This window comes from Haloactinomyces albus (assembly GCF_031458135.1).
Classification (GTDB): domain Bacteria; phylum Actinomycetota; class Actinomycetes; order Mycobacteriales; family Pseudonocardiaceae; genus Haloactinomyces; species Haloactinomyces albus.
The window spans coordinates 4,224,402-4,249,460 of sequence record NZ_JAVDXW010000001.1 but is presented as its reverse complement, the minus strand read 5'-3'; the positions used below and the strand labels follow the sequence as shown (position 1 = coordinate 4,249,460).

22 protein-coding genes and 1 pseudogene are annotated in these 25,059 nt (G+C 68.0%); 6 read left to right on the top strand and 17 right to left on the bottom strand.

Annotated elements, in window-relative coordinates; all coding sequences use genetic code 11:
• Window positions 1-3 precede the first annotated feature (3 nt).
• The 6 genes and pseudogenes from JOF55_RS24570 to JOF55_RS19980 all read right to left on the bottom strand — a co-directional run bounded on the left by JOF55_RS24570 (window position 4) and on the right by JOF55_RS19980 (window position 6,488).
• A pseudogene (locus JOF55_RS24570) lies at window positions 4-1,359 on the bottom strand (L-serine ammonia-lyase).
• On the bottom strand, window positions 1,356-1,958 hold the full coding sequence (locus tag JOF55_RS20000; protein WP_310276594.1) for a sarcosine oxidase subunit gamma: 603 nt from the start codon (window positions 1,956-1,958) through the stop codon (window positions 1,356-1,358). Before JOF55_RS20000 ends, JOF55_RS24570 begins: the two are co-directional and overlap by 4 nt.
• Entirely contained in the window at window positions 1,951-4,794 is a 2,844-nt protein-coding gene (locus JOF55_RS19995; RefSeq protein WP_310276591.1) for a sarcosine oxidase subunit alpha family protein, read from the bottom strand. Before JOF55_RS19995 ends, JOF55_RS20000 begins: the two co-directional genes overlap by 8 nt.
• Window positions 4,791-5,069 (bottom strand): sarcosine oxidase subunit delta, encoded by a 279-nt coding sequence (locus JOF55_RS19990; RefSeq protein WP_310276589.1) that lies wholly within the window; start codon window positions 5,067-5,069, stop codon window positions 4,791-4,793. The genes JOF55_RS19995 and JOF55_RS19990 overlap by 4 nt, the downstream gene beginning before the upstream one ends.
• Window positions 5,070-5,085: 16 nt before the next feature.
• Window positions 5,086-6,318: a sarcosine oxidase subunit beta family protein gene (locus JOF55_RS19985; RefSeq protein WP_310276586.1), complete on the bottom strand. Its 1,233-nt coding sequence runs from the start codon at window positions 6,316-6,318 to the stop codon at window positions 5,086-5,088.
• Window positions 6,318-6,488 carry a hypothetical protein gene (locus JOF55_RS19980; RefSeq protein ID WP_310276583.1) on the bottom strand — a complete coding sequence of 57 codons (171 nt, stop codon included), beginning with the start codon at window positions 6,486-6,488 and terminating at the stop codon, window positions 6,318-6,320. Before JOF55_RS19980 ends, JOF55_RS19985 begins: the two co-directional genes overlap by 1 nt.
• Before the next feature lie 491 nt (window positions 6,489-6,979).
• Between JOF55_RS19980 and JOF55_RS19975 the strand changes: the two genes are divergently transcribed.
• Window positions 6,980-8,194 (top strand): aminopeptidase P family protein, encoded by a 1,215-nt coding sequence (locus tag JOF55_RS19975; protein WP_310276580.1) that lies wholly within the window; start codon window positions 6,980-6,982, stop codon window positions 8,192-8,194.
• A gap of 167 nt (window positions 8,195-8,361) precedes the next feature.
• On the opposite strand, the gene JOF55_RS19970 is transcribed toward JOF55_RS19975, so the two are convergent.
• The 9 genes from JOF55_RS19970 to JOF55_RS19930 all read right to left on the bottom strand — a co-directional run bounded on the left by JOF55_RS19970 (window position 8,362) and on the right by JOF55_RS19930 (window position 18,523).
• On the bottom strand, window positions 8,362-9,345 hold the full coding sequence (locus JOF55_RS19970) for an oligopeptide/dipeptide ABC transporter ATP-binding protein (RefSeq protein WP_310276577.1): 984 nt from the start codon (window positions 9,343-9,345) through the stop codon (window positions 8,362-8,364).
• 2 nt (window positions 9,346-9,347) lie between these two features.
• Window positions 9,348-10,397: an ABC transporter ATP-binding protein gene (locus JOF55_RS19965; RefSeq protein WP_310276575.1), complete on the bottom strand. Its 1,050-nt coding sequence runs from the start codon at window positions 10,395-10,397 to the stop codon at window positions 9,348-9,350.
• Complete coding sequence (locus JOF55_RS19960; protein WP_310276572.1) at window positions 10,394-11,464, bottom strand: ABC transporter permease; 1,071 nt, start codon at window positions 11,462-11,464, stop codon at window positions 10,394-10,396. The genes JOF55_RS19965 and JOF55_RS19960 overlap by 4 nt, the downstream gene beginning before the upstream one ends.
• Window positions 11,451-12,416 carry an ABC transporter permease gene (locus JOF55_RS19955; RefSeq protein WP_310276569.1) on the bottom strand — a complete coding sequence of 322 codons (966 nt, stop codon included), beginning with the start codon at window positions 12,414-12,416 and terminating at the stop codon, window positions 11,451-11,453. The genes JOF55_RS19960 and JOF55_RS19955 overlap by 14 nt, the downstream gene beginning before the upstream one ends.
• Complete coding sequence (locus tag JOF55_RS19950; RefSeq protein ID WP_310276566.1) at window positions 12,401-14,011, bottom strand: ABC transporter substrate-binding protein; 1,611 nt, start codon at window positions 14,009-14,011, stop codon at window positions 12,401-12,403. The genes JOF55_RS19955 and JOF55_RS19950 overlap by 16 nt, the downstream gene beginning before the upstream one ends.
• A gap of 175 nt (window positions 14,012-14,186) precedes the next feature.
• A complete protein-coding gene (locus JOF55_RS19945) occupies window positions 14,187-15,506 on the bottom strand; it encodes an alkyl sulfatase dimerization domain-containing protein (RefSeq protein ID WP_310276563.1) in 1,320 nt (439 codons plus the stop codon).
• 190 nt (window positions 15,507-15,696) lie between these two features.
• The gene (locus JOF55_RS19940) at window positions 15,697-16,119 is read right to left on the bottom strand and encodes a nuclear transport factor 2 family protein (protein WP_310276560.1); all 423 of its coding nucleotides are present in this window, start codon (window positions 16,117-16,119) and stop codon (window positions 15,697-15,699) included.
• The gene (locus JOF55_RS19935; protein WP_310276556.1) at window positions 16,104-17,717 is read right to left on the bottom strand and encodes an ABC transporter substrate-binding protein; all 1,614 of its coding nucleotides are present in this window, start codon (window positions 17,715-17,717) and stop codon (window positions 16,104-16,106) included. Before JOF55_RS19935 ends, JOF55_RS19940 begins: the two co-directional genes overlap by 16 nt.
• 59 nt (window positions 17,718-17,776) lie before the next feature.
• Window positions 17,777-18,523: an SDR family NAD(P)-dependent oxidoreductase gene (locus JOF55_RS19930; RefSeq protein WP_310276554.1), complete on the bottom strand. Its 747-nt coding sequence runs from the start codon at window positions 18,521-18,523 to the stop codon at window positions 17,777-17,779.
• A 197-nt stretch (window positions 18,524-18,720) separates the two neighbouring features.
• On the opposite strand from JOF55_RS19930, the gene JOF55_RS19925 reads away from it, so the two are divergent.
• Window positions 18,721-19,503, top strand: coding sequence for an SDR family oxidoreductase (locus tag JOF55_RS19925; protein ID WP_310276553.1), 783 nt, complete (start codon window positions 18,721-18,723; stop codon window positions 19,501-19,503).
• 86 nt (window positions 19,504-19,589) lie between these two features.
• Here JOF55_RS19925 and JOF55_RS19920 read toward each other — a convergent pair whose 3' ends face one another.
• Together JOF55_RS19920 and JOF55_RS19915 are read right to left on the bottom strand one after the other, a co-directional pair.
• Window positions 19,590-20,390, bottom strand: a complete 801-nt coding sequence (locus tag JOF55_RS19920) for a MaoC/PaaZ C-terminal domain-containing protein (RefSeq protein ID WP_310276549.1) — start codon at window positions 20,388-20,390, stop codon at window positions 19,590-19,592.
• A 19-nt stretch (window positions 20,391-20,409) separates the two neighbouring features.
• Window positions 20,410-21,402, bottom strand: a complete 993-nt coding sequence (locus tag JOF55_RS19915; RefSeq protein ID WP_310276547.1) for an SDR family oxidoreductase — start codon at window positions 21,400-21,402, stop codon at window positions 20,410-20,412.
• A gap of 74 nt (window positions 21,403-21,476) precedes the next feature.
• On the opposite strand from JOF55_RS19915, the gene JOF55_RS19910 reads away from it, so the two are divergent.
• Genes JOF55_RS19910 through JOF55_RS19895 form a run of 4 tightly spaced genes read left to right on the top strand, consistent with a single transcriptional unit; the run spans window position 21,477 to window position 25,011 of the window.
• Entirely contained in the window at window positions 21,477-22,271 is a 795-nt protein-coding gene (locus JOF55_RS19910; RefSeq protein ID WP_310276544.1) for an enoyl-CoA hydratase family protein, read from the top strand.
• Window positions 22,271-23,158, top strand: coding sequence for a CoA transferase subunit A (locus JOF55_RS19905; RefSeq protein ID WP_310276542.1), 888 nt, complete (start codon window positions 22,271-22,273; stop codon window positions 23,156-23,158). Before JOF55_RS19910 ends, JOF55_RS19905 begins: the two co-directional genes overlap by 1 nt.
• Window positions 23,159-23,917 carry a CoA-transferase subunit beta gene (locus JOF55_RS19900; protein WP_310276537.1) on the top strand — a complete coding sequence of 253 codons (759 nt, stop codon included), beginning with the start codon at window positions 23,159-23,161 and terminating at the stop codon, window positions 23,915-23,917.
• Complete coding sequence (locus tag JOF55_RS19895) at window positions 23,914-25,011, top strand: NAD(P)H-dependent flavin oxidoreductase (protein WP_310276535.1); 1,098 nt, start codon at window positions 23,914-23,916, stop codon at window positions 25,009-25,011. Before JOF55_RS19900 ends, JOF55_RS19895 begins: the two co-directional genes overlap by 4 nt.
• The last annotated feature ends 48 nt before the right edge of the window (window positions 25,012-25,059 follow it).

Here is a 25,059-nt window from a genome sequence, read left to right as displayed (position 1 = left end):
ACGTCAGCATTCGATGACGTTGACGGCGAGCCCGCCGCGGGCGGTCTCCTTGTACTTGTCCTTCATGTCCTTGCCGGTGGCGCGCATGGTGGTGATGACCTTGTCCAGCGACACGAAGTGGCGCCCGGTACCACGTAGTGCCATCCGGGCGGCGGTGATCGCCTTGACCGAGGCGACCGCATTGCGCTCGATGCAGGGAATCTGCACCAGCCCGCCGATGGGGTCGCAGGTCAGCCCGAGGTTGTGTTCCATGCCGATCTCGGCGGCGTTTTCCACCTGCTGCGGACCGCCGCCGAGGACCTCGGCCAGCCCGGCCGCGGCCATCGCACACGCCGAACCGACCTCGCCCTGGCACCCGACCTCGGCACCGGAGATCGAGGCGTTCTCCTTGAACAACACCCCGATCGCCCCGGCGGCCAGCAGGAACCGCACCACCCCGTCCTCGCTCGCGTCGGGAACGAAGTGCCAGTAGTAGTGCAGCACCGCCGGGATGATGCCCGCCGCCCCGTTGGTCGGCGCCGTGACCACCCGCCCACCTGCGGCGTTCTCCTCGTTGACCGCCATCGCGTAGACAGTGACCCACTCCATCGGATCATCGGTCTCGGAGAGCTTGGCCCGCAGATCGGCCGCCCGGCGGCCCACCTGCAACCCGCCCGGCAACTGGCCGGTGTTGGTGCACCCGTTGTCCACGCACTCGGCCATGACGTGCCAGATGTGCAGCAATTCCCGGCGCACCGCATGGTCATCGCGCCACGCGTACTCGTTGGCCAGCATCACACCACTGATCGGCAAGCCCGACTCGCCTGCCCGCACCAGCAGCTGCGCACCGGTGGTGAACGGATACGCCACCTAGGTGGCATCGGGCTTGATCCGATCGGCCCCGGACGCGTCGTCGTCGACGACGAACCCACCGCCGACCGAGTAGTACACCGCCGCCAGCAGCTCACCGCCTGCGCCGTCACTGGCCGAGAACCGCATCCCGTTGGGATGCACCGGCAACGACTTCCGCCGATGCAGCACCAGGTCTCGATCGACCGAGAAAGCGATCTCGCGGGTGCCGTCAAGCAGCAGCCGACCGGACTCGCGGATCTCGTCCACTCGGTCGGCCACCGCCACCGGATCCACCGTCTCCGGTTGGTGCCCTTCCAGCCCGAGAAGGACGGCCTTCGGGCTGCCGTGGCCGTGCCCGGTCGCACCCAGCGAGCCGAACAGCTCCGCCCGCACCCGCGCGACCTGGTCGAGCAGGTCGGCACGGCGCAGTCTCTCGGTGAACAGCGTGGCCGCCCGCATCGGCCCCACGGTGTGCGAGCTGGAGGGGCCGATGCCGACCGAAAACAGGTCGAAGACGCTGACGGTCATGGTTCACCACCCGACTCGCCGTACTCGGCGGCGGCGTCGACCAGCCAGTCGGCGAGGTATCGGGCGAACGACGAACGCACGATCACCCAGAAGCTCGGTAGCTGCGTGTCCCGGCACACCAGGGTCACCCCGGCGCGGGCCAGCAGGGTCTGCGCGCATCGGTCGACGGTGAAACTGCGGGGATGCAGATCCAGCGCGCATCCCTTGTTCAACAGCTCGCGCGCCTTCGGCCCGGCCACGCTGAGGATCGTGCGGTTGGCCGAGACGTCGACCACCGCTGCGTGGTCACCGTCCAGGGCAGTGCTCACCGTGTTCCGGATGGCCTCCTGGCTGCCCTCGGGGCCCAGGAGCAGCCATTCGTCCGGACCCAACCACAGCACGGACAGCTCACCGGCGACCGCGACCTCGCCGGGCTGGTTGGGCAGCATGGCCCCGAGCGCGGTGCCGATGCGTTCCGCGGCCGGGCTCTTGGGATCCACCCGCAGGTCGACCTGGGTGGTGAAGGGCATCTCGGTGATGTGGACCTGCCCCGGCGTCGAGCTGCGGGCGAGCACATCGGTGTAGGCGGCCAGCGGGGATTCGGCGTAGGGCTCAGCCATCACGGCGGGCTCCTTCCTTGTCGTAGAAGACGGGTTCGGTGACGGTGACCGCAGCGAGCCGGTCGCCGACGGGGCTGTAGATCGTCTCGCCGATGCGCTCGCGGCCGGCCTTGACCACGGCCAGCGCGAATCCGCGCTTCAGGGCTGCGCTGCGGTAGCTGGACGTGACGTGACCGAGCATCGGCACGGGCGGCTCCGGCAGGTCGGTGGTCTCGACCAGTTGGGATCCCTCCGGCAGCACCAGGTTCTCGTCGGCGGGCAGCAGTCCGACGAGCTGCTTGCGATCCTCGCGGGCGGTGTCTTCCCGGGAAAAGGAGCGCTTGCCGAGGAAGTCGGTCTTCTTCTTCGACACCGCCCAGCTCATACCGAGGTCATGGGGAGTGATGGTGCCGTCGGTGTCCTGGCCGACGATGGGGAAGCCCTTCTCGGCACGCAGCACGTGCATGGTTTCGGTGCCGTACGGGGTGATGCCGAACTCGGCGCCCGCCTCGTACAGCGCCTCCCACACCTCCCGGCCGTGCCACCAGGGCACGTTGATCTCGAAGGCGAGTTCGCCGGAGAAGCTGATCCGGCACACCCGCGCCCGGCGGCCGGCCACGAGCCCGTCGCGGAAGGACATGAACGGGAAGCTGTCGTTGTCCACCTCGATCCCGCTTGCCACGCGGGACAACACCTGCCGTGAATCCGGCCCGACCAGGGCGATGGTGGCCCACTGCTCGGTCACCGAGGTCAGATACACCCGCAGATGCGGCCACTCGGTCTGCAGCCAGTCCTCCAGGTGCTCCAGCACACCGGCGGCGTTGCCGGAGGTGGTGCTGATCAGGTAGCGCTGCTCGTCGGTGCGCGTGACGGTGCCGTCGTCGAAGACCATCCCGTCGGCGGTGCACATCACCCCGTAGCGGATCCGGCCGACCTTGAGCGTGCTCATCATGTTCGTGTAGATCAGATCCAGGAACGCGGCCGCGTCCGGTCCCTGCACATCGATCTTGCCGAGGGTGGAGACGTCCTGGATCCCCACGGATTCCCGGGCCGCGTGGCACTCGCGCAGCACCGCGGTCTCCATGTCTTCACCCGGCCGGGGGTAGTACCACGGGCGCTTCCACTGGCCGACGTTCTCGAACGGCGCACCGTGCTCGACGTGCCAGTCGTGCATCGCCGTGACTCGCACCGGATCGTAGAGATCCCCGCGATCACGGCCGGCCAACGCGGCAAAGGTGACCGGGGTGTACGGCGCGCGGAACGTCGTCGTGCCGAGCTCGGCGATGTCCCGCCCCAGCACCTCGGCGATGATTCCCGTCGTCAGCGTCCCCGAGGTTTTTCCCTGGTCATGAGCCGTGCCGATCGTGGTGTAGCGCTTGACGTGCTCCACCGAGTCCATCCCCGCCCCGACAGCCTTGCGGATATCGGCGACCGTGGCATCCCGGGCAAGATCGACGAACCGAGTGGAACCATCGGAGTCCGCAGGGCTCGGCAGCAGCCACACGTTCCTGCCTGCCAGGACCGGAGCCTTCTCCGCGCGAGGCAACCGCCCCGGTTCGGCGTCGAAGCCGGCAGCACGGGCCGCGTCCCTGCCTGCCTCGGCGCCGCTGCGCAGACACTCCGACGTGGTGAACAGTCCCGCCGCAGCACCGGCCGACCGCATCGCCTGATCGGCCCCGTCCGGTACGAACGCACCGAGGTCCTCGGAGTACCGCAACGACCCCCGAGCCTGGCTGTGCAGATGCACCGCCGGGTTCCACCCACCCGAGACGAGCAACAGATCGCAGCCGACCACTTGCCGCACGCTCGGGGTGCGGTTGCCGTCGGATTGCAGGCTCGACAGGTGCGCACTGGAGACCCGATCGGTACCCGAGGTGCTGACCACAGCGGTGTCGGCATGGATGGTGATGCCACGCTCGGTGCACAGCGAGGCCCAGTAGGTCGAGGCGACCTCCCGCGCATCGACGATGGCGGCGATCTCCACTCCGGCATCGTGCAGATCGATCGCCGCGGCGTAGGCACTGTCATTGGTGGTGAACACGACCGCCCGGTTGCCGGGCCGAACCGCGTAGCGGTTGAGATAGGTCCGGGCCGATCCGGCCAGCATCGTGCCGGGACGATCGTTGCCTGCGAACACCAGCGGACGCTCGTGCGCACCGGTCGCCAGCACCACCTCGCGGGACCGCATCCGCCAGACCCGCTGACGACTGTGTGCCGCCTCGCCCCGGTGCTCGAGCGCGACGAGATAATTGTCGTCGTAGTAGCCGAACACCGTGGTGCGCGGCAGCAGCCGCACCTCGGAGTAGGAGGCGAGTTCTGCGGCGGCCCGCCGCACCCACTCGGTACCCGGAGCCCGGTCCAAGCTCTCACCACTGCCCAGCAGGCTGCCGCCGAACTCGGTGTCGGCATCGGCGACGATCACCCGGGCACCGCTGCGCGCCGCACTCAGCGCGGCAGCCAAACCGGTGGGACCGGCACCGACGACCAGCACGTCGCAGTGCGCGTGCATGGTGTCGTAGCGGGCGGGGTCGTCCTCAGTGGCCAGTTGCCCCCGACCGGGAAGTCCGCAGGCCTGCAGTCCGTCGCGCAGTTCGACCGTGGTCGCGGTCAGCATCGGCTCGGGGAACGGTTTCTCGATCTGCACCAGTGCGTTGGGGTCTTCCGCGCCTGCGGCCATGATGCCGCGCGGGCGGCCGTACTTGATGCTGGTGCCCACCTGATGAACACCATTGGCCAGCAGCGCCGAAGCGAGCGTGTCCCCCTGGTATCCCGCGTACTCGCAGCCGTCGAAACGGAACCGAACCGGGCGGTCACGGTCGATCCGGCCGCGGTCGGCAAGCCTGAACTCGTTACTCACCTCGTCACCGTCCTTGCATTGCTCGCGCCATCGTCGGGGTGAATCTCGTTGGTGACGGTGTCCCGGCGCACGGTGAACCAGCGCCGGCACCCGGCCGCATGCGACCACCGCTCGGTGAACATGCCCTTGGGGTTGTCCCGGAAGAACAAGAACCGCGCCCAGTCCTCATCGGACACGGCCTGCGGATCGACCGGATAGCGCACCTCGGCCTGGCCGCCGTAGTGAAACTCGATCTCGTTGCGCGGCCCGCACCACGGGCACGGAATGAGCATCATGGCGTGATCTCCTCCTTCAGTGAGCGACGCCGGCGGCACCGTGCTCGTCGACCAGAGCGCCGGTGGTGAAGCGTTCCAGGGAAAAGGCAGCGTTGAGCGGATGCGGCTCGTCGTGGGCGATGGTGTGCGCGTAGCACCAGCCCACCCCCGGGGTGGACTTGAACCCGCCGGTGCCCCAACCGCAGTTGACGTAGAGCCCCTCGAACGGGGTGAGCCCCATGATCGCCGAGGCGTCCGGGGTCACATCGACGACACCGCCCCAGGTGCGCAACACATGGGCGCGGGCGAACATCGGGAACAGCTCCACCGCCGCGGTCATCTCCCGCTCGATCGTGTGAAACGCCCCCCGCTGGGAATAGGAGTTGTGCGCATCGATGCCCGCCCCCAGCACGAGCTCTCCCTTGTGGGCCTGGCTGACGTAGACGTGCACCGAATTCGACATCACCACCGTCGGATGCACCGGCTCCAACAGCTCGGAGACCAGCGCCTGCAACGGATGACTCTGAATCGGCAGCCGCAACCCGAGCGTGTCGGCCAGCACCGAGGTGTGGCCTGCTGCGGCCAGCGCCACCTTCCCCGTCCGGATCGGGCCACGCGTGGTCTCCACGCCCACCACCCGGTCCCCGACCCGTTCGAACCCGGTGACCTCGCAGCCCTGGATGAGATCGACGCCCATCCGATCCAGCGCCCGAGCAAAACCCCAGGCGACGTGATCGTGCTTGGCGATGCCCGCCCGTGGTTGCCACGTCGCCCCCAGCACCGGGTAGCGCAGGTCCGGGGACGTATTCAGGATCGGGCAGATTTCGGCGACCTGGTCCGGGTCGAGCCATTCCGCGTCCACGCCGTTGAGCCGGTTGGCGTTGACGCGGCGCACGCTGTCGCGCACCTCCTGCAGCGAGTGCGCCAGGTTGAGCACTCCTCGCTGGCTGAACAACAACGGGTAGTCGAGCTCGTCGGCGAGCCCTTCCCAGAGCTTCAGCGCGTGCTCGTAGAGCCCCGCGCTCTCGTCCCAGAGGTAGTTGGAGCGGATGATCGTGGTGTTGCGGGCCATGTTGCCACCCGCAAGCCAACCGCGTTCCAGGACGGCGATGTTGGTGATGCCGTGATTCTTGGCGAGGTAATACGCCGTCGCCAAACCGTGCCCACCACCACCGACGATCACCGCATCATACGACGATTTCGGTTCCGGCGAGTGCCACAGCCAGTCCGGGTGTTCGGGCAATTCGGCGCCGGGAGTACGCGGTGGCATCAGAACCCTCCGTTCAGGTTGGGGTAGCGGGGGTGTTTGGTGGCCGGGGTTTCCACGCGGGAGCGCAGGCGGGTGGTGGTGACCACGTGGGCATGCTCGATCGCATCAGCCACCTCCGGAGCCACCTCGGCAAGGCCGCGATCAAACTCGTTCAGCACACCCATGGACACGACACACTCCTCCGGTCGGAAGGCCAGCACGAAAACGGGAGAGACGGGACTAGAACACCTGTGTTCGAAACACTGATATGTCAGTTGCCGATAAGCTAGAACTCCCGGCGACCCGCGTCAACCCTTCGCGGCAGAAATTGGCCCGTTCAGTGCAACCATGTTGCTGGATAAGACCACGGAGGTCTCATCCCGCCCGCAGCATCCCGAAACCGAAGCATCGAGCAGCGAAGCCGTCGAATCCGGATTTCCGTCGCCAACGGGCCACCGTGCACCGTGCGAGCCTCGTCGGCCCTTGACAGGCGCACACCCCCGGCATACGTTTCATTTTACGCAACTCTGTTGCGAAAACAGCATCACGGCGATGTGCGGCTTCCGGGCCTCCGATTCCCCACGCGAGGCCGTGGCCGACAGCGGCGGCCGAAACGGCCTCCAAACCCATTGCACTTCGCTGCGCGAGGCAACCTCGCGATGGCCACAGAAAGGACAGGAGCATGGAGCGACTCAAGACCATCCACAACGGTGAGCGGGTTGTGCCGACGTTTTCGGACGCGGAGATGTCCCGGCGGGTTTCCGGGCTGCGGGCTGTGATGGCCGAGGCCGGTGTGGACGCGGTGGTGTTCACCAGCTACCACAACATCAACTACTACAGCGATTTCCTCTACACCGCCTTCGGCCGCCACTACGCACTGGTGGTCACCCACAACAGCCACGTCACCGTCTCGGCCAACATCGACGCAGGCCAACCCTGGCGCCGCAGCTTCGGCGACAACCTCGTCTACACCGACTGGCACCGCGACAACTACCAACACGCCATCGCCACCGTGCTCGCCGAAGCCGGCCTCACCCGCGGCCGCCTCGGCGTCGAAGACGACCACATCCCCCCCATGCTGCGCGCCCAACTCGCCGAGACCCTCCCGGGCTTCGAACTCACCGACATCTCGGCAGCCACCACGGCCCAGCGCATGATCAAATCCGACGAGGAGATCGCCCTCATCAAAGAAGGCGCCCGCATCGCCGACATCGGCGGCGCCGCCGTGACCGCCGCGATCGGCGAAGGCGTACCGGAATACGAAATCGCCCTGGCAGGCACCCAAGCCATGACCCGCGAGATCGCAGCCACCTTCCCCCACGCCGAACTCCGCGACACCTGGGTGTGGTTCCAATCCGGCCTCAACACCGACGGCGCCCACAACTGGCCCACCACCCGACACATCCAGCGCGGCGACCTGCTGAGCCTGAACTGCTTTCCCATGATCGCCGGCTACTACACCGCCCTGGAACGCACCCTCATCCACGGCCAACCCACCCCAGCCCAGCTACGGTACTGGACGATCAACACCGCCGTACACGAACACGGCCAGGAACTGATCAAACCCGGCGCAGTCTGCAAGGACATCGCCGCCGAACTCAACGAACACTTCAACGCCGAAGGACTCCTGGACAAACGCACCTTCGGCTACGGACACTCCTTCGGCGTCCTGTCCCACTACTACGGCCGCGAAGCCGGCCTCGAACTCCGCGAAGACATCGACACCACCCTGCAACCCGGCATGGTCGTCTCCATGGAACCCATGATCACCATCCCCGAAGGCCAACCCGGAGCAGGCGGCTACCGCGAACATGACATTCTCGTCGTCACCGACAACGGCGCCGAGAACATCACCGGCTACCCCTACGGCCCCGACCACAACATCATCACACCCTAAAACCACCCCAACCCCCGGTGCGCACAGCCCCACCACCATGCGCACCGAGGGGCCGGGTACTGGCCGTGGTCGACCGGCACGACTCGTCCGGGAAGAACGGCACCATCGCCGATATTCGCCGCACCACACCGTGCGCAAGAAGAAACGGGTGTGTACGCGCGCAGCCGCTATACGTTGTGGCAGGCCACGTAGTGCCCGTCACCGACCTCGCGCAGGGTGGGCTCGGCTTCGGCGCACTGCTCGGTCGCCAACGGGCAGCGGGTGCGGAACCGACAGCCGGACGGCGGCGCAAGCGGTGACGGCAGCTCGTTCGACACCGACCGGGTCCCCTGATCCGCCGCTTCTCGTACGGCATCGGGGATGGAGCTCAGCAGCAGCCGGGTGTACGGGTGCACCGAGCGCACGTGCATGTTCGCCGAGGGCAGCACCTCACAGGTCTTGCCGAGGTAGAGCACCATCGCGCGATCACTGATGTTCTTCACGGCGGCGACGTCGTGCGCGATGAACAGCAAGCTCAAGCCGTAGCGCTGCTTGGTGCGCTCCAGCAGGTTGAGGATCTGCGCCTGCACGGACACGTCCAAACTGGACACAGGTTCGTCACAGATGAGCACATCGGGATCGAGCATCAGCGCCCGCGCGATGCACACCCGCTGGCACTGCCCGCCGGACATCTCGTGCGGCCTGCGATCCCAGACCACGGCCGGATCGAGCCCGACCGCGTGCAAGGTCCGCTCGATCTCGGCCTTGCGATCCGTGCCCTGGTAACCCCAGATCGCCAGTCCCTCGCCGACGAGATCGGCGACCTTGCGGCGCGGGTTCAGTGACGAAACGGGGTCCTGCATGATCATCTGTATTTTCGCCCGTGCCTGCCGCAGGGCCCTGGGGCTCAGTTCGGTCAGCTCGACATCGCCGAGTCGCACCGAGCCCGAGGTCGGCGCGGGCAGCTGCATCATCGCGCGGCCCGCGCTGGACTTGCCGCAGCCGGACTCGCCGAGGATGCCCACCGTCTCACCGGGCACGAGATCCAGGTTCAGTCCCGAGACGGCATGCACCTTCTGCTTCCGGCCCGCCGGGAACCGAACGACCAGATCGCTGACGGTGAGCGCCCTCGAATCCACCGAGCGCATGTGCGCCGTGCCGCTACCTGCCATGCTCAACTCTCCATACTGTCAGCGGTCTCACGGGGCGGGCCGCCGGTACTCTCGGCGGCCCGATCAAGGGGGAAATGGCAGGCGACACTGCCCTGCCCCGATTCGGCACCGCCGGCCTCGATCCCGGTCAGCGCCGGCTCGTTCTCGGTGCAGACGTCCTGTGCGTACCGGCAGCGCGGCGCGAACCGGCACCCTCGCGGCTCCTCGAGCAGGTTCGCCGGCTGGCCGCTGATCGTCCGCAACATGGTGTGCGGCGGATTGTCCAGCCGTGGGATGGACTCGGCCAGCGCCTCGGTGTAGGGGTGCCGCGGCGCGTCGAAGATCCGCTTGGTATCCGCGGACTCGATCACTTCTCCGGCGTACATCACCGCCACCCGATCCGTGCGCCCGGCCACCACGCCCAGGTCGTGACTGATCAGGATGGTCGCCATGTCCAGCTGCGTGCTCAGCGACTCGAGCAGGTCCAGGATCTGTTTCTGCACCGTGACGTCCAGTGCGGTGGTGGGTTCGTCGGCGATGAGCAGATCCGGACCACAGGCCAGCGCCATCGCGATGACCACCCGCTGGCGCATTCCACCGGAGAGCTCGTGTGGATACTGCGCCAGCCGCCGCTCGGGTTCGGGAATGCCGACCTGCCGCAGCAGTTCCACAGCCCGCTGTGCCGCTTGGGCCCTGTCCATCCGCAGGTGCAGCCGCAGCGCCTCGGTCAGGTGCTTACCCACCTTCTTGACCGGGTTCAACGAGGTCATCGGGTCCTGGAAGACCATGGCAATATCGGTGCCCCACAGGTGCCTGCGCCGGGTGACGGGCATGTCGTGCACGTGGTGCCCCTTCACCGTGACATCACCGGTGATCGAGACCTCCCTGCTGCCCGAGATCAGCCCCATGATCGTGCGACCGAGTACCGACTTGCCGGAGCCGGACTCACCGACGATGCCCAGCGTCTCGCCCGGGGCGAGGCTCAGCGACACCTCGTTGACGGCGTGCACGTCGCCGCGTGCCGTGTGAAAAACGGTGTGCAGGTCCCGCACTTCGAGTAGTGGTGTGCTCATAGCTTCGCGCTCCGCGGGTCCCATCGCTTTCGCGCCCGTTCCCCGACGAGGTTGAAGGCGAACACGGTCAGGAAAAGGAAGACGCCGGGAACGAGCACCACGTGCGGGTGCTCCCGAAAGACCGTTCCCCGCCCTTCGGCGATCATGTTTCCCCAGGTCGGTTCGGGTGGTTTGACGCCGAGACCCAGGAAGCTCAACGATGCCTCGGCCACCACGAGCACGGAGATCATCACCATCGCCATGGACAGCACCGGCAGGAGCACGTTGGGCAGCAGTTCCCGGGTCATCACCCGTAGCCGCGAGGCACCCATGGCCTGAGCGGCGAGCACGAACTCCCGCTGCGTGAACGCCATCGTGTTCGCCCTCGCCAACCGGACCATGTTCGGAATCGTCAGCAAGGACAGGGCGATCGCGACATTGCGCAGGTTCGGTTCGAGCACCGATGCCAACGCGATCAGCAGGATGAGCGGGGGAACAGCCAGCAACGCGTTGGTGCCGACCACCACCATCCTGTCGACTCCCCGCCGGAAATAGCCCGCGAGGATGCCGATCGCACCGCCCACGATGGTTCCGATCGCGATTGCCGACAGGGCAATGATCAGCGAGGTTCGCGCCCCGTGGATCGAGCGTGCGAGCAGGTCGAGCCCGAAGTTGTTGGTGCCCAGTGGATGCTCGGACAGCAGCTCCGGCCGGGCGTAGCTGGGCTCGTCGAGCGTGCCTGCCACATCGACATGCTCGGCCAGCGGAAGCCATGGCGCCGCGGCGGCCAGCAGCCCGAGCAGGACGAGCCAGCCGACGCTGAACCAGTAGGTGAGATCGAAGGCGCTGCCGAACACGGCCTTGCCGAGCCGGGAGCCACCGATGGCGACCGCGGCCAGCCCGACGACGAAGAGCATCGCCCGGACAGGCACGATGATCGCTCCCGTCACGCCGGCGAAGAGCACCAGCGCCAACCCGGCGACGAGCAGGCCGGCGGGGATGCCCTTCGTGCGCCACGGCCGAGGACGGGCCTGCGCGAGTGGACTGTGCAGGCTGTGCTGCGTGGATGTGGTGTCAGACGTGAGCACGACGGATCCTCGGGTCAAGGTAGCCATAGGACAGGTCGATAACCGCGTTGGTCAGTACGTAAATGACGGCGATAGCGAGTACCACTCCTTGCACCATCGGGTAATCACCCTGGCTGGCCGCGTTCACCACCAGCGATCCCATACCGGGCAGCGCGAACAGGTACTCCACGATCACCGTGCTCCCGATAAGCCTGCCCAGGCTCAGCCCGAGCAGCGTCACCAGCGAGAACGAGGAAGGTCGCAGTGCGTCGGACAGCAGGATGCGCAGCGGTGGCATGCCCTTGGCGTGCGAGGCCAGGATGTAGTCCTCCCGCAGCGTGACGATGAGATCGTTGCGCAGTACCCGGGTGAACATCGCCATCTCCACCAAGCTGATCGTGATGGCGGGCAGGATCGCGTGGTGCAGGTTGGCGAAGAGCCCCTCGCTGAGCCGGACCCACTCCGCACGCGGGAACCAGCCGAGGCCGTTGACCGCCACCATGATCAGGAGGAGTCCGGCCAGGAAGCTGGGCACCGACAGGACTCCGAACATGCCTGCGCTGATCAGCCGGTCCACCCGGCCACCCTCGTGGTAGGCCGACCACATGGCCAGCGGAACCGACACGACCACCGCGATCAGCAGACCGAGGACGGCCAGTTCCACGCTCACCGGCAACGCGGCGAGCACCCGGTCGATCACCTCGCTCTGCGGCGGCACCAGGGACTGGCCGAGGTCGCCGGTCAACACCCCACCCAGCCAGTTCAGGTAGCGCTCGAGCACCGGCTGGTTCAGCCCGAGCTGTGCGCGCACCTCGGCGTAGGCCTCCGGCGGATGGCCCTTACCGAGAATCGCGACGGCCGGATCACCCGGCAGAAAGGCAACGAGCAGGAACACGCCGAAGCTCACGATCAGCAGGACACCGACCAGTTCGGCCAGTTTGACTCCGAGTTGCCGGATCATTTGCCGACCCATGCCTTGCCGAACAGCAGCATGGCGTACTGCGTCGGCACAACGCCGCGCACCGTGTCCTGCCATGCCATGAACTGGGCCGCAGCACCGAGCGGAACGCTGGGTACGTCCTGCCACCAGAGCCGTTCGATATCGGCGAGGACCGCCTTGCGTTTCTCGACCGAATCAGCAGCCTGCAACTGCACCAGCAGCTCGTCCATCCTCGGATTGGCGTAACCGCTGGGATTCGTGTTGGACTCGCTGTGCAGGAAGCTGTACAACCTGGACAGCGGGTCGGCCTCGGGCACGCTGGTGGCGTTCTTGGCGAGCTCGTAGTCGTGGTCCACATAGATCCGCTTGATCTGCTCGGCGATGGAGCGCGCGAAGTCGAGCCGGACAGTGAACCCGACCTTCTCCAGTGCCGCCTTCGCCGCGAGCGCCTCCGCCCGGGATGCCGGATCATTGGAGTCCAGGTAGCTGATCGTGCCGTCATAGCCGTCCGCCTTGGCCTGCTCGAGCAGTTTCCGGGCACGAGCGGTATCGGTCGGCGGGGGTGTCACACCGGACACGTGCCAACGGGACGCCGGCTGGAAGATGTCCTTGCCGGGGAGGCCGGCACCGTCGTAGGCCCTGCGATAGTTCAGCTCGGGCCGCAGGGCAAGCGCGATCGCCTTGCGGACTCGGGGATCGGCCCCTGGCGTACCTTCCCGGTTGTTGATGGTGATCTGGTTACCGAGGCTGTTCACCGCCATATAGCCGCCGTAGCCCTCGGCGCGCGCATCGTCGACGGCTTTCGGGTCGCGCAGGTACGCCATGTCCACCGATCCGGAACGCAGCGCGCCCAGCTTGGCGTCGGGTCCCTGGTACCAGACGAAGCGCAGCCGATCCAGGTGCACCGTGTCCTGCCAGTAGCCGGCGCGTGCGGCGAGGACGAGTTCCTCCCCCGGCGCGTAGCGCTCCAGCTGGAACGGTCCCGCGCCGATCGGTGTGAACTGCTCACCGGCGTAGGCCGCGGGCGCTACGATCATGCCGGCCCCTGCGCCCAGCACGTTCGGGAATTTCGCCCATGGCCGGGTCAGCTCGAAGAGCACGGTTCGCGGGTCGGGCGTGCGCATGCGCTCCAGGCTCGCGTCGAGCAACTTGGTACCGAAGCCGTTTTTCTGCATGTACCGCTGGATGCTGCCGACCACCGCCTTGGCGTCCAGTGGCGTGCCGTCGCTGAAGCGCACGCCCTCGCGCAGCGTCAACGTCCAGGTCGTGTCGTCCGCGTTCGACTCGAGCGACTCGGCCAGCCACGGCTCGTAGGTGCCGCTTTCCGGGTCGTAGCGCATCAGCACGTCATAGACGGCGGCGAGTGCGGTACCGCCGGAGGACCCGGTGGGGATGGTCTTCGCCGGATCGAGACTGCGGGCTTCCGAGTAGGCCGCGATCGTCAGCGTGCCACCGTCGACCGGCTGCCCCTGCTGCTGGTCGGCTCCGATGATGCCGACCTGGTACTGCGGATCCTGCCCGGCGTCCTGCTCCGGCTCCGCACCGGGAGTCGCGCACGCCGACACCACCATGGCACTCGCCGCGAGGGCGAGTGCCGCACGCCAGCGTCCAGAACGGGGAAGCCTCATGTGAGCTCCAATCGAAGGCGTTCACGCCGAAGAGACAGCCGATCCGCGCGGATACGACCGCGCGGGATTCGTGGATGTGGGGGTCGTTCCGCAGTGCACGCTACGGTCGCTTCAGCACCGGGAAGTGACATGTCCCACTGAACGGGAACTCGACTTCCCGCAGGTCCGGATCCGATCACCGCGGCTCCCCTTCCGCCGTGCCGTGCGCCTCCCGTGCTCGGCGCGCCCATGCCCGGCTGACCCGGAAGTTGACCTGGGCCATCAGCGCGGGCTCGGCCTGCGCGCGCTGTTCGAGAACCTCGGTGTAGCACTGCTGAGCGCGCGCGTCGCCGGGCTCGGCGAGGAAGGCCCACTCGGCGAGGTGGCAGGCAAGGCGCAGGTCCGTGCCTGCCAATTGGTAGGCCCGCTCGATCAGTACATCCGCGCCACCGGCGAGACTCGCGATCTCGGCGGCGCGATCACTCGCAGGTGCGGGCAACAGGTTGGCGGGTCTGCCGTCCCACCAACCGCTGTAGCGGCGAATGACGTTGCGGCAGAGGAACTCCGGCTTGTCGTACCGGGCTTGCAGGCGGGGATGCTCGGCGAGCTCGGCGGGGATACGCAGGCTGTCCACGATCTCGTCATGCGCTTGGCCGGCGTTGAGTCCGGCCAGCGCGTGGTCGACGATGTGGCGCAGATACCGGGCCATCGCGTGCAGCTCGTCGGAAATCTGCTCGACTCCGCTGACCGGATCCCCGTGCCCGGGAATGATCACTTCGGGGGCCAGCGCGGCCATCTCGTCCGCGGCTTCGGCCCACTCCTCGGCGTAGCGCTGCACCTTCTTCGGGTTGCCCGCATTGGGCAGGTAGCCGGTCACGAGGTCACCCGCCGCGATCGTCCCGCGCTCGGGCGCCCAGACCCAGGTCGCGTCGTCGGTTTCGCCCTTGCCGTGCCGCAGCTCGAACCGCTCCCCGCCCACCGTGAGGGTGAGGCTGTCCCGGAACACCCTGGTCGGCCAGTCGAAGTCGGACTCGTCGACAGGCCAGGCCTTGCCGTTCCGGCCGGGTAGCTGGCCGTTGATCCGCGCGTTCAGGCCGGCGGTCCTGCGGTAGCGGTCGAAGTGTGCGGGGACGTTCTCGTGAGCGATGATCTCCGGACGCTCGCCGGCGTCGAGGAAGGACCACAGGCCGAAGGCGTGATCGATGTGCCCGTGCGTGAAGACGACCGTGTGCAGTGGTTTCGCACTGATCGAGCGGACAGCTCGCAGCAACGCGGGACCGTCGCCCGCGCAGCCGCAGTCGACGAGCACCAGTCCCTCGTCGGTCTCGAACAGGGCGACGTTGACCATGCCCGGCTGCAGGAAGTACGTGCGCGGTGCGACCTCGAGCACGATCGGCTCGTGACCGGAATCGTGCTCTCTGGCGAAGATGCGCCGGGCCTGGCCGGGATCGAACTGCCCGAATGCGGCCCGGGCGGTGCGCTGCTGGTTGCGCGGAAATGCGGGTGACTGCGTCATCGAGATCCACCTCTTGCGGTGTCGGCGAGCGGTGCACCCGCTGACCGGGCCACCGGCGAGCCCACGGTGTCAGGTGACGCACCGGCGCAGCGGCGCGATCCCGGTCATCGGGAGCCGTGCGCAGTCAGTCCGGCGAAGGGGTCCAGGGGCCGCTTACGCTCCTCGATGCGCTTGCTCGCCTGCCGCCCGGCTACGCGGCCGGCTGCAGGACCGTGAAATCACCGAGAGCGATGTGCATGTCGAAGTTCCGGTGGGCAAGCCGCCACCCGAGTGAGGTCCGCACCCAGCGGTCGTCGTACTCGCCCATGCACTCGAAGAACGAGCCTGCCTTGTCGGCGGCTCCTCGGTGGTGCACGCGGCCGTACGTCAGCGACCTCGCGTTGTCGCCGTCGACGGTGACGCGGTGGTTTCCGAGCAGGTGCTGCGTGGGGCCACAGCCACCGAGATGTGCCTGCATGACCTCGACGATCCGGTCCACGCCGGTGCAGCCGTAGCCGGTGGCATCCTCGGTGAACGTCGTTCGGATCGTGTGCCAGTCGCGCGCATCGGTGGCACGGGCAAGCCGGGCAAGGGCGTCGACGATCCGCTCCCGGTCGTTCATCGCGCGAGCCATGCCTCATCGAGCAGCACCATGCTGTTCAGCGTCCCCTCGACCCCGCGCAGCGACGTCGACCAGGTGAGCAGTTCCGGCGTGGGGCCGTAGACGAGGGCGGGCACCGTTTTGTTCCACAGCTGCTGGATCCCCCTCATGGCCGCACGCTGTTCCTCCGCTGTGGAGGCTTGTTGGAACCGTTCGATCAGCGTGTCCATCTCCGGACCGGTGTGCATGCCGACGCTGAGGTTTCCCGCGCTGTGCAGGGTGGCGAACATCCGCGCGTACGGTCCTGCTTCGCGCCAGCTGATTCCCCAGCCCGCCACGTCGTAGTCGCCCTCGACCGCGACCGTGCTGATCTGGTCGGGCACCGACCGGACCAGGTCGAGCTCGACCGTGAACCCGACCCGCTCCAGCATCGACTTCACGGCCAACGCCGTCGCCCGGGACGCCGGGTCCTGCGCGTCGGTGTAGCGGATGACGCCGTCGAACCCGTCGGCCTTGGCTTGGTGCACCAGTGCTCGTGCGGCCTTCGGATCGTACGGTAGCGGCTCGGTGTCGGTGTGCCAGCGGGAGAACTCCGGGAACACGGCCTTGCTGCCGAGGTCGGCACCCGCATAGGCACGCTCGTGGATCACCTGGGGATCGATCGCCTGATGCATCGCCTTGCGAATCCGGGGGTCGGCACCAGGACGACCGGGCGCGGCGTTGATCACCGCGACGTTGCCGAGTGAGACCAGGTTCATGAAACCGGCGTAACCATCCCCGACCGCCTGCTCGATCGCGGGCGGATCCCGGAAGAACCCGGCCTGTATCCCGCCCTGGCGCAGGCTGTCCAATCTGGTCTCGGCCGAGTCGAGGAAGATCACCCGAAGCTGATCGAGGTGCGCGGCACCGTCCCAGTGGTCCTCGCGGGAGCGCAGCACGATCTCCTCACCGGGGGCGTGGTGATCGAAGACGAACGGACCCGCACCAACCGGAGTGAATCCCTCCTCCTCCGCGGAACGTGCGACGATCATGCCGGGGCCACCCGCGAGCATGAACGCGAAGCTCGGCCAGGTGCGTTTCAGCCGGAACACCACCGCGTGCTCGTCCGGCGTGGCGATCCCGGTGACATTCGCGCTCCACAGCGCGGCGTCGGTCGCGCCGAGCTCGACATACCGTTCGATGCTCCACTTCACGGCGGCGGCATTCAGCGGTGTTCCATCGCTGAAGGTCACTCCGTCGCGCAACGTGAGTGTCCACTTCGTATGATCGGCGTTGTGCTCGAGCGCCTTGGCCAACTGGGGAACCACCTCGCCGGATGAGGTGTCGTAGCGCATCAGCACGTCGTAGATCGCGGCCATCGACACACCACCGGTGGAGCCCGCAACGATCGTGCGGGCAGGGTCGAGCACGGTCGGCTCGGAGTACGCGCCGAAGGTGAGGGTACCGCCGTCGACCGGATTTCCGCCCGGTCGCGGGCTGATCATCCCGACCTCGTAGCTGATGGCCTTCCCGCTGCCCTGTTCGGACCCGCCGGTGACACCGGTTCCCGCCGTGCACGAGGCGGTCAGTGCCATGGCAGCGAGCAGCCCGGCGGCCTGCCCGGACGGGCGCCTACGCCGGCCAGTACGCACGGTGTGTCCTCCAGCCGTCGAATCGCTCGCGTGGTCGAGTGGACATTCCCGAAGCGATGTCACGCACCGGAACCACCGTCCACCCGGATCTCCGCACCGGTCACATAGCCACCGTCGGCCGATGCGGCGAAGGCGATCGTCGACGCAACCTGCTCCGGGGTGGCGCTGCCCAGCAAGGAACGGATCCGGGCGAAGTAACTCACATCCCGACCGGCAGGAAGTACGGAGCTGCTCGTCAACGGCGTGTCCACGGTCCCGGGCGAGACGGGGACCACCCGGATCCCTCGTCCGGCCACCTCGGCAGCGAGACTGAGCGAAAACGCCAGCACCGCACCCTTGGAGGCCGCATACGCTGTCATATACGGGTTTCCCTGCGTGGCCGCAGCCGACGCGACATTGACGATGACGCCCGTCCGGTCGGGCAGGTGTGCCGAGGCCTCGCGGCAAACCAGCGCCGTACCGACGAGGTTGACCGAGAACAGCCGATTCAGGTCCTCGACGGTGAGCGTGTCGATCGGTGTTGTCCGGTGGATACCCGCGACATTGATCACGACCTCTATCCCGGCGAGCTCGGTGACGGCGGCCTGCACGGCCTCGATCACCATGGCCTCGTCGGAGATGTCGGCGACATGCGGCACGCACCGCCCCGCGCCGGTCGCCGACTCGGCCATAGCGGCCAGTCCGTCCGCTGCGCGATCCACCGCGAAAACCGCGGCTCCCTCGGCCACAAGCCTGTGCACGGTCGCCCTTCCGATACCCGAAGCCGCCCCTGTGAGCAGTACGGACACTCCGTCGAACCGGTTCACCAGCACAGCCTCCCTGCCATCGACGAACGAGCGACTGCGACGCTAGCCCCGACCGATCGGTGCAACGGTGGCAATCCTGCTCACCGGGATTCGGCGAACGGCACGGGTCCGCGTCCCGGTGACCGGTACTCGCCCCGCGGCCCGGATCCGACACCCCTAGCCTCGGGCGCGATACCACGACAGAGAGGGGCGACGACGTGGCGGAGGCCTCGTTCGACTTCACCGGCAGGACCGCCCTGGTCACCGGCGGTACCAAGGGCATCGGTCACACCATCGCGCAGACGTTCCTGACCGCAGGCGCCGATGTGGTGGTGTGCGGACGCAACCGGCCCGAACAGCTCCCGACTGCCGAGGGCCGCACCGCGCATTTCGTGGACACCGACGTGCGCGATGCCGACCAGTGCAAGGCGCTGGTGGAGCAGGCCGTGGAACGGTTCGGCCGGATCGACGTGTGCGTGAACAACGCAGGCGGGTCTCCCGATGCCGACGCCGCGACCGTGTCCACCCGGTTCGTCGACAAGATCGTGGCGCTGAACCTGCTCGCACCGTTCTACGTCGCGCAGGCCGCCAACCGGGTGATGCAGGACCAGGACACCGGTGGGGCGATCGTCAACATCGGCAGCGTTTCCGCGCACGACCCGCAACCGGGCACCGCGGCGTACTCCGCGGCCAAGTCCGGCCTGCTGATGCTGACCAAGGCGCTGGCGCTCGAGTGGGCGCCCAAGGTACGGGTCAACCACATCACCACCGGGCTGATTCTCACCGAGGCAGCGGCTGCGGGTTACGGCGAGGACGGCGGTGCGGGGGTGAGCCGGCTCATCCCGATGCAGCGGATGGCCGACCCCGCCGACGTCGCCCGCGCGTGCCTGTACCTGGCCGGCGACCTGGCTTCCTACGTCACCGGCGCCGACCTCCCGGTGCACGGCGGCGGCGAGGTACCTGCCCGGTACGTCGTCACCAGGGACGCGTCTCCCCGCTGATCGCGCCAGTACAGCGGATGCGGCCACCGGACGATGCCGAGGCGGTCGGGACGGGTCGCGACGACATCGTGATCCGGGCAGGGTGATCAGCCGAAGGCGGCGGATCCACCGGTGATGGCCGGACGACCGTCTGCCGTCACCTCGAACCGCGCCGAGGAATCGCGGGGCTGCACGGAGACGTCGAGAACATCGCCGGGAAAGACCGGAGCAGCGAAGCGTCCCTCCAGAGTGGTCAGGTCCGCGGGGTGGGCACCCAGCTCCGCGGCCAGCGGCAGGGTCACCGACGCCAACGAGCACAACCCGTGCAGGAACGGCCCGGGCTGGCCGGCTGCCTGCGCCGCATCGGGGTCGATGTGCATGTGGTGCCGGTCCCCCAGCAGCCGGTACAACGCCGCCTGGGTGGGGAAGGTCGGCACCTGCAGCGAACGGTCGGCGACCTCCTCGCCACGCTCCGGTGTGGACGGACCGCGGTCGCCTCCGAAACCGCCGCAGCCCGGCGCGAAGATCGACCACGTGGCCACGAAGTAGTCGCTTTCCACGGCCACCTCGAAGATCGCCGCCCTGCCCTTGTCCCAGACGTGGGGCACCGAGGCCACGGTGTCGAACGAACCCGACCTGGGCAGTGGCGCCAGAACCTGCAGCCGCTGGGAGCCGTGGACCGCGGTGGAGGTGTCGAAGGCACCGGCCGATCCCAGCGTGTCGGGCGCCCACTGCGCCAGCGTGAGCGCGAATGTGGGCAGCACCCGCAGCCGGTCCTCGAAGACCAGGTCGAGGTCGTCGGCGCCTGCGCCGACAGCCAGGGCGTAGAGGATCGCGTCCCGCTCGTCGTAGGAGATCGTGTGCTTACCGAGCTCGTGCCCGATCCACTCATCTGCGTTTCCGGTCATGAGGCGAGGTCCTCCAGGCTCAGGCGCCATAGACGGGCTCGGGCGATTCGGCCTTCGCGAGCAGGTCCCGCAGGGTGGAACCCACCGCGGCGGGCTCCCAGCGTCGGCCGATGTCCACGGCAGGACCGTGTCGCCAGCCTTCCTCGACGCAGATCTTCCCGCCCTCGACCTCGATCACGCGGCCGGTCACGTCGGCCGCGTCCTCGCTCGCCAGCCACGCGACGACCGGTGAGACATTCGCCGGGTCCACCGTGTCGAACCCCGAATCCGGCTTGGCCATGGTCTCGGCGAACACATCCTCGGTCATCCGCGTCCGGGCGGCCGGAGCGATCGCGTTGACGGCCACGCCGTAGCGGCCGAGCTCCTGGGCGGCGACGAGGGTCAGCCCCGCGATGCCCGCCTTCGCGGCGGTGTACGTCCCCTGCCCGACGCTGCCCTGCAGGCCGGCACCGGAGCTGGTGTTGATCACTCGCGCCGCCCTGGTCCGCCCTTCCTTGGCTTCGGAACGCCAGTAGGCCGCCGCATGCTTCAGCAGCGCGAAGTGGCCCTTGAGGTGGACCCGGATCACCGCGTCCCACTCGTCCTCGCCGGTGCTGACCAGCATCCGATCCCGGAGGAACCCGGCGTTGTTGACCAGGATGTCGAGTCCGCCGAACGTGTCGATCGCCTGCTGCACCATGCGCTGGGCACCGTCGAAGTCCGCCACGTCGTCGCCGTTGGCGACCGCCTGGCCACCGATCTCCTCGATCAAGGCGACGACCTCGTTCGCCGGGTCGGACGAGGCGCCCACGCCGTCCGCCGCGGCCCCGAGGTCGTTGACCACCACTTTGGCCCCCTGCCGCGCCAGCTCGAGCGCGTGCTCGCGGCCGATGCCACGTCCCGCTCCGGTGACGATCGCGACGCGTCCTGTGCAGATCCTGCGCACGTGCACTCCTGGTTTCTCGGTGCTGAAGTCGGAACTTGGGCGGAGATTGCGGTCGAAGAGGAAAGCCATGCCGAGTTCGATGGCCACACGCTCTCCATCACCTTCCACGCGAACCAAGCACCTGCTAGGGTACCAAGCAAATGCTAGACCAGGAAGGCGACATGGGCATCAGCTCGACCCTGCACGACGGGGGCATCCGCGTCGTGACGATGGAATTCCCCCCGGTCAACGCGCTGCCGATGTCCGGGTGGTTCGACGTCGCGGAAGCTTTGAACGAGGCGTCGAAGGACATGGACACCCACGTGGTGGTACTGCGTGCCGAAGGCCGTGGGTTCAACGCGGGTGTGGACATCAAGGAGATGCAGACCACCAGCGGCTTCGATGCGCTGATCGGAGCGAACCGCGGCTGCTACGCGGCCTTCAAAGCGGTCTACGAGTGCGCGACGCCGGTGGTGGCGACAGTGCACGGGTTCTGCCTCGGCGGCGGAATGGGCCTCGTGGGTAACGCGGACACGATCGTGGCGAGCGACGATGCGTTCTTCGGGGTGCCGGAGGTGGACCGCGGTGCGCTGGGCGCGGCAACACACCTGGCCCGGATGGTGCCGCCGCACCTGATGCGGACGCTGTACTTCACCGGTCGCACCATCACCGTCCAGCAGCTGCACCACCACGGGTCGGTGCTCGAGGTGGTCCCGCGCGCGGAACTCGACGACGCGGCGATGCAGGTCGCCGGAGAGATCGCCGACAAGGACACCCGCGTGATCCGTGCTGCGAAGGAAGCGATCAACGGGATCGACCCGGTCGACGTCAACCGCAGCTACCGCTTCGAGCAGGGCTTCACGATGGAGCTCAACCTGGCCGGTGTCGCCGACGAGTACCGCGACGAGTTCGCAGGCACGAGCAAGGTGGCCGAGACCGAGAAGGCGGCCCCGAACGAGAAGGCGAGATCCCGCTGATGACCGAGGCACGCAGGAGAAACAAGGTGGTGTCGGTCGACGATGTCGTCGGCAGGATCGAGGACGGCATGACGATCGGCATCGGCGGCTGGGGCGCACGCCGCAAACCGATGGCGCTGGTCCGGGCGATCCTGCGCTCCGACCTGAAAGACCTGACCATCGTCTCCTACGGTGGGCCGGACGTCGGCCTGCTGTGCGCAGCGGGCAAGGTCACAAAGCTGATCTACGCGTTCGTGTCGCTGGACTCCATCCCGCTCGAGCCGCAGTTCCGCGCGGCACGGGAGAACGCGACCGTCGAGGTCGAGGAATGGGACGAGGGAATGTTCCAGACCGGCCTGCGTGCCGCGGCACAGCGCCTGCCGTTTCTGCCCATGCGCGCAGGCCTCGGGTCGGACGTGATGATCCACAACCCTCGACTGCGGACGGTCACCTCGCCGTACGACGACGAGGAGGAACTCGTCGCCGTACCGGCACTCGACCTCGACGTGGCTCTGGTGCACATGAACCGCGCCGACAAGCACGGCAACGCGCAGTATCTCGGACCCGACCCGTACTTCGACGACCTGTTCTGCCTCGCAGCATCGCAGCGATTCGTCTCCACCGAGCAGATCGTGGACACCGCCGAGCTCACCGCCGACGCACCCGTGCAGACGCTGCTGCTGAACCGGCTGATGGTCGACGGGGTCGTGGAGACACTCAACGGGGCGCACTTCACCACCTGCGTGCCCGGCTACGACCGCGACGAGAAGTTCCAGAAGGCCTACGCCACCGCCGCGGCGGATCCGGCGAGCTGGGCGGAGTTCGAGCAGCGGTTCCTCTCCGGTGACGAGCGGGCCTACCAGGACGCCGTCGCCGCCTTCCACGCCGAGCAGAGCGGAGACGACTGAATGGATGCGACGAGAGCAGAGGTGTGCGCAGCAGCGCTCGCCGACCTCTTCGAGGGCGACGGCGAGATCATGGCCAGCCCGATGGGGTTGCTGCCCACACTCGGGGCACGGCTGGCCACGCTGACCCATTCCCCCGACCTGTTGCTCACCGACGGCGAGGCGGCGGTCCTCGGCGGTGTTCCTCCACTGGGCAACAGCGCCGACGCCGTCGAGGGCTGGGTCCCGTTCCGTGCAGTGCTCGACGTCGTCGTGCCCTGCGGCAAGCGCCACGTCATCATGGGCGCGACCCAGGTCGACCGGCACGGCAACCAGAACATCTCCTGCATCGGCGACTTCGCCCAGCCCCAACGCCAGCTCCTGGGCGTGCGCGGCGCACCGGGCAACACCGTGAACAACAAGACCAGCTACTGGGTGCCCAAGCACAGCACCCGGGTCTTCGTCGAGCAGGTCGACATGGTCTCCGGCATCGGCCGCAAGCGCGCCGAGCAGGCCGGGGCCGCGGCGACACGCTTCCACAACGTGCACCGCGTCGTGAGCAATCTCGGGGTACTCGACTTCCACGGCCCCGACCACACCCTCCGGCTGGCCTCCGTGCACCCCGGCGTCACCGCCGACGAGGTCCGTGCGGCCAGCGGCTGCGACATCCACACCGAGGGAGACGTCCCCGAGACCAGGCTGCCCTCGGCGGCGGAGTTGACCCTGATCCGCGAGGTGCTCGACCCCGAGTCCCTGCGCGACCGCGAGGTGCCCGCGGCATGATCGAACAGTTGATCCGGACCCCGCTGACCGAGCTGGTCGGCATACGTCACCCCGTCGTACAGACGGGCATGGGCTGGGTCGCCGGTCCCCGGCTGGTCTCCGCCACCGCCAACGCAGGTGGCCTGGGCATCCTGGCCTCGGCCACGATGACCCACGACGAGCTCGCCGCCGCGATCCGCGAGGTCAAGCAACGCACCGACGCCCCCTTCGGAGTCAACCTCCGCGCCGACGCCGGCGACGCCGACGAGCGGGTGAAGCTGCTCATCGACGAGGGCGTCACAGTCGCGTCCTTCGCGCTCGCGCCGAAGCGGGAGATGATCGCCGAACTCAAGGAGGCGGGCATCATCGTCATTCCCTCGGTCGGCGCGGCTCGCCACGCGGAGAAGGTCGCCTCCTGGGGTGCCGACGCCGTGGTCATCCAGGGTGGCGAGGGCGGCGGCCACACCGGCAACGTCCCCACCACGCTCCTGCTCCCGACCGTGCTCGAGGCCGTCGACATCCCCGTGATCGCCGCCGGTGGCTTCTTCGACGGCCGTGGCCTCGCGGCGGCGCTGTCCTACGGCGCCGCAGGCATCGGCATGGGCACCAGGTTCCTGCTCACCAAGGACAGCACCGTGCCCGACACCGTGCAGCGGCAATACCTCCAGCACGACCTCAACGGCACCGTCGTCACCACCAAGGTCGACGGTATGCCCCACCGCATGCTGCGCACCGACCTCGTCGCCGAGCTCGAGGAGGCCGGCCCGCTCAGGCGGCTCGTCCCGACGATACGCCGCACGCTGGAGTTCAAGAAGATGAACGGCCTCTCCTGGCGTCGGCTTATCGCAGACGGCCGCGCCATGAAGCACGGTAGCGACCGGAGCTGGTCGCAGATGGTGCTCGCAGCGAACACCCCGATGATGCTCAAAGCCGGGCTCGTCGAGGGCCGCACCGACGCCGGTGTGCTCGCCTCCGGACAGGTGGTCGGCGTGCTCGACGATCTCCCCACCTGCGAGGAGCTCGTCGGCCGGATCGCCACCGAGGCGGCTGAGCAGCTGCGACGGGTGGGGGACCTACTCGTCCGACCGGATGCGCCACCTGCTCGGCGAACGTGAGCTTTCGGCTACCGCGTCCCGCACCATCCAATGTGCACACCCACCTCG

Bases quoted from the DNA above. Each gene is read 5' to 3' on its own strand.
- JOF55_RS20000 (WP_310276594.1), bottom strand. From the start codon at position 1,958: ATGGCTGAGCCCTACGCCGAATCCCCGCTGGCCGCCTACACCGATGTG.
- JOF55_RS19990 (WP_310276589.1), bottom strand. From the start codon at position 5,069: ATGATGCTCATTCCGTGCCCGTGGTGCGGGCCGCGCAACGAGATCGAG.
- JOF55_RS19985 (WP_310276586.1), bottom strand. From the start codon at position 6,318: ATGCCACCGCGTACTCCCGGCGCCGAATTGCCCGAACACCCGGACTGG.
- JOF55_RS19975 (WP_310276580.1), top strand. From the start codon at position 6,980: ATGGAGCGACTCAAGACCATCCACAACGGTGAGCGGGTTGTGCCGACG.
- JOF55_RS19970 (WP_310276577.1), bottom strand. From the start codon at position 9,345: ATGGCAGGTAGCGGCACGGCGCACATGCGCTCGGTGGATTCGAGGGCG.
- JOF55_RS19965 (WP_310276575.1), bottom strand. From the start codon at position 10,397: ATGAGCACACCACTACTCGAAGTGCGGGACCTGCACACCGTTTTTCAC.
- JOF55_RS19955 (WP_310276569.1), bottom strand. From the start codon at position 12,416: ATGGGTCGGCAAATGATCCGGCAACTCGGAGTCAAACTGGCCGAACTG.
- JOF55_RS19950 (WP_310276566.1), bottom strand. From the start codon at position 14,011: ATGAGGCTTCCCCGTTCTGGACGCTGGCGTGCGGCACTCGCCCTCGCG.
- JOF55_RS19945 (WP_310276563.1), bottom strand. From the start codon at position 15,506: ATGACGCAGTCACCCGCATTTCCGCGCAACCAGCAGCGCACCGCCCGG.
- JOF55_RS19940 (WP_310276560.1), bottom strand. From the start codon at position 16,119: ATGGCTCGCGCGATGAACGACCGGGAGCGGATCGTCGACGCCCTTGCC.
- JOF55_RS19920 (WP_310276549.1), bottom strand. From the start codon at position 20,390: ATGACCGGAAACGCAGATGAGTGGATCGGGCACGAGCTCGGTAAGCAC.
- JOF55_RS19910 (WP_310276544.1), top strand. From the start codon at position 21,477: ATGGGCATCAGCTCGACCCTGCACGACGGGGGCATCCGCGTCGTGACG.
- JOF55_RS19905 (WP_310276542.1), top strand. From the start codon at position 22,271: ATGACCGAGGCACGCAGGAGAAACAAGGTGGTGTCGGTCGACGATGTC.
- JOF55_RS19900 (WP_310276537.1), top strand. From the start codon at position 23,159: ATGGATGCGACGAGAGCAGAGGTGTGCGCAGCAGCGCTCGCCGACCTC.
- JOF55_RS19895 (WP_310276535.1), top strand. From the start codon at position 23,914: ATGATCGAACAGTTGATCCGGACCCCGCTGACCGAGCTGGTCGGCATA.